3 protein-coding genes are annotated in these 3,930 nt (G+C 30.3%); 2 read left to right on the forward strand and 1 reads right to left on the reverse strand.

Going from position 1 to position 3,930, the window contains the following annotated elements; translation table 11 throughout:
- Positions 1 to 12 precede the first annotated feature (12 nt).
- Positions 13 to 1,290 (reverse strand): MFS transporter, encoded by a 1,278-nt coding sequence (locus KKC53_05790; GenBank protein MBU2598661.1) that lies wholly within the window; start codon positions 1,288 to 1,290, stop codon positions 13 to 15.
- Between the two features lie 328 nt (positions 1,291 to 1,618).
- Between KKC53_05790 and KKC53_05795 the strand changes: the two genes are divergently transcribed.
- Both KKC53_05795 and KKC53_05800 read left to right on the forward strand, forming a co-directional pair.
- Entirely contained in the window at positions 1,619 to 3,043 is a 1,425-nt protein-coding gene (locus tag KKC53_05795; GenBank protein ID MBU2598662.1) for an HNH endonuclease, read from the forward strand.
- Between the two features lie 99 nt (positions 3,044 to 3,142).
- A partial coding sequence (locus KKC53_05800) for a ribonucleoside triphosphate reductase (GenBank protein MBU2598663.1) occupies positions 3,143 to 3,930 on the forward strand: 788 nt, incomplete at its 3' end.

Below are 3,930 nucleotides of genomic sequence, written 5' to 3' on the forward strand. Positions count from 1 at the left end.
AATTTAAAAAAATTATGCTATTTCACCACTTAATTTTTTACGTTTATAAAAAATTGCTAGAATAACCGTTGTTATAAAAAGCAAAAGTGAACCTGTTAATTGAATATATATCCCGGATCCTTCTCCAAATCTCTCAGAAAAATATCCTATGAAGGGCTGAAAAATCATATTACCCAATGATAACATCCCCAAAATATAACCTGAAATAAATCCTGATAGTTCAGGTTTTTGACTTATTGCTAAAGAGGTTGTTAGGGGAGTAAAGCCTCCCAAGAAAAGACCTATCATTATAGAGGCAATAACCTTAATAACAATATTTCCTGAAAATGTAATAATTATCATAAAAATTGCATTTAATAAGCATCCTAAAAGAATAATTTGATATTCTTCAAGAAAATTCATTGCAATTTGCTTAAGCTTAACGCCAGCCATTAATGATAACCAATATAATGAAAGACCTAAAGAACTAATTGCTACCTTAATTCCAAATGATGAAAAATATGTTGTATACCAGGTAGAAAAAGCAACTACTGTTCCACCAAAAAATATTAAAAGTATTCCTGAAAAAATTATAATCGGATTCTTAAAAAGATTTAAATATTCTTTTAAGTGAATTTTTTCTAATTGATTTTTTATACTCGTTATGCCATGATTTTCTATATTTTTTATATCCTCTTTATTAAAATCTTTAATTTGCTCATCTTGCAAAGAATTTGTATTTTTTTCCTCTTGTAAACTTATCTTGTGCTCCGTAGCTTTTTTTCTTAAAAAATACAATGTAATAAAAATATAAATAAAAAAGAATATGATAAATGAAAATCTCCAATTCAATTTCAAAAATAGAATTATAGAAACAATAAAAGTTCCAATTGCTGTCCCTAAACAGAAAAAAGAACTTAATTTTAAAAGATTAGCCCCTCTTTTTTCAGGATAAATATTAACTACATGTGCATTTATTCCAGCCATTAGTGTACCTCTCCCAATTCCCATAAGTAATCCACTAATTAGTAAAATAAAAAATGTATAGGTCAAACCAAATCCCAGGGAACTAATAATTGATATTAAAAGACCTAAAGCTATAGTAAGTTTAGTACCATATCGATCTGACAGATAACCAGTTAAAATCACGGAAATAAAAAATCCAAATGAAATAGCAGATAATACTATCCCAATCATATCTAATCCAATATTTATATCCTTAGATACTATTGGGATTAGAGGTCTTATTACTATCCCAGTTAAACCAATAATTAAATTTAAAATTGAAAAAAATATTATTTCTCTTTTCATAACCTTTTATTTCTGTTTATAAATTATTATTCTAAAAATGTCCCTAAAATATACCCTAAAACCATAAGTAAGTCTAATGTATTAAAATTAAAGAATTTTTTCAATATTTTATAAAGGATAAATATTTAAAAAATATTTTAAATAAAATACCACTTAAAAAACTGTCTTACAAAAATTTTTTAAAATTTTTAAAAAATCTCATTGACATACAATATATTGCGTATTAGTATTTTTAAGACACTATATTTTGTATATGTCAATCACCCCCACCTAAATCATAGATTTAGGAAGGAGCTTGAAAAAGCTTAGATTGATTAGGAGGCATAATATGAAAGAAAATGCAGAAGTTAGGAGTGTGAGACACATACACACATTAGGGTTCTTCCCAAGCCCTAATCCCTGTGATTCTGTGGTTAAACATGACTGTGGGGTAGGTCAAGTGCTACAGGACTTAAAAACCACTTCTAACAGCTCCGATGGGAACAAACTCTCTGGCAAGAGAGTACAGGACTTGAGAGTTCCTGTTATAAACATGCGTGGAGAACCTCTTATACCTACAAGACCACAGAAAGCGAGGAAACTATTAAAGCAGGGTAAGGCAAAAGCAGTATGCAGAATGCCATTTACTATACAGCTTAAATATGCAACAGGTGAGGCAAAACAAAGTGTTGTTTTGGGTGTAGATGCTGGATACAGCAGGATAGGTTTCAGTGCTGTTTCAAAGGACAAAGAATTGATATGTGGCGTAGTTAATTTGAGAAATGATGTTTCAAAAAAGATACAAGAGAGAAAAATGTATCGCAGAACCAGAAGGAATAGATTATGGTACAGAGAACCAAGATTTGACAATAGAAGACGAAAAGATAGTTGGTTACCACCAAGCATAGAACATAAGTTAAATACTCATATTAAATTGGTGGAGAAAATAAAAAAGATGATACCAATTAAAAAGATAGTTGTTGAGGTTGCATCATTCGATACTCAAAAAATGCAGAATCCAGAAATCAAGGGGGTTGAATATCAAAAAGGTGAGTTACAGGGATATGAAGTTAAAGAATACCTACTGGAAAAGTGGAATAGAAAATGTGCTTACTGTAAAAAATCAGATGTTCCTTTAGAAGTTGAGCATATAGTTCCAAAATTAAGAGGTGGCTCAGATAGAATTTCTAATCTAACTATAGCCTGTAATAAATGTAATCAAAAGAAGGGCAATCTAACAGCAGAAGAGTTTGGTTTTCCTAAAATTCAGGAAAAAGCAAATAAATCATTAAAAGCAACAACATTCATGAATAATGTCAGATGGAGATTGGTAAATAATCTTGATTGCAAATGGACTTATGGATATATCACCAAATATAATAGAGCTAAATTAGGTTTAGAAAAATCTCATTTTAATGATGCTTCTGTTATAGCTGGTGGTATTAATCAAAAGAGGTGTGAACCTTTTATAGTCAAACAGACACGCAGAAATAATCGATCTATACAAACAAACAGAAAGGGATTCAAGAGGTCTATAAGGAAACAAAGATATAGGTTTCAGCCAAATGATATAGTGAGATTCAATAAGAAAATCTATAAAGTAAAAGGTGTATTCAACTATGGAAGATATATAAGATTGTCAGATGATTCTAACATCATCAATACTAATATCAAAAATGTTTCATTAATCAATTATGGAAAAGGTTTGCAATTTAAATATCCAATTCATCTCCCACCAAATTCTAATGATTTTGGAAGGAGTCTTCTTGGGTAGTTTAGATAATAAAAAATTTTTTTCACTAACAACTAAATACTACTAATTTCTAATAAATATTACAAAAAATATAGTATTAAATATAGAAAGGTCGCAACAATGTTCGAAAAAATAAAAAAGAGAGATGAAAGAATCGTCAAATTTGACCAAAAAAAAATCACTGATGCAATATTGAAAGCAGGTCAGGAAACTAAAGAATTTGGACTAAATACCTCACGAAAACTTTCTAATAAAGTTGTTAAAAAAACTAAAGAAATTATTAAGGATGAAATTCCAACTGTTGAGAAGATTCAAGATATAGTAGAGACAGTTCTAATTGAATCTGGTTATATAAAGACCGCAAAGGCATATATTATTTACAGAGATCAGCATGCTAAGATTCGTGATGTAAAAAGGGCTGTTAGCCTTAAGTTAGTAGATGACTATATTGAGAATGAAGATTGGAGAGTTAATGAAAACAGCAATATGACATATTCCCTGCAGGGATTAAATAATCACATTGCCTCAGTAATCTCTGCACATTATTGGTTATATAAAATATATCCTAAGGATGTCAGAAAAGCACATATTTGTGGAGATTTCCATATACATGACCTAGCCTTGATTGCACCGTACTGCGCGGGATGGAATTTAAAAGACCTGTTAATTCGTGGATTTGGTGGTGTTCCTGGAAAGATTGAGAGTAAGCCAGCTAAACATTTTCGTGCCGCTCTTGGTCAGATAGTAAACTTTTTCTATACATTACAGGGTGAGACTGCAGGTGCGGAGGCATTTAGTTCAGTGGACACATATTTAGCCCCTTTTATTAGATATGATAAATTGTCCTATAAAGAAACTAAGCAAGCTATACAGGAATTCTTGTTTAACATAAACATCCCAACTCGAGT

It is taken from the genome of Actinomycetota bacterium (genome assembly GCA_018830725.1).
Taxonomy (GTDB): domain Bacteria; phylum Actinomycetota; class Humimicrobiia; order JAHJRV01; family JAHJRV01; genus JAHJRV01.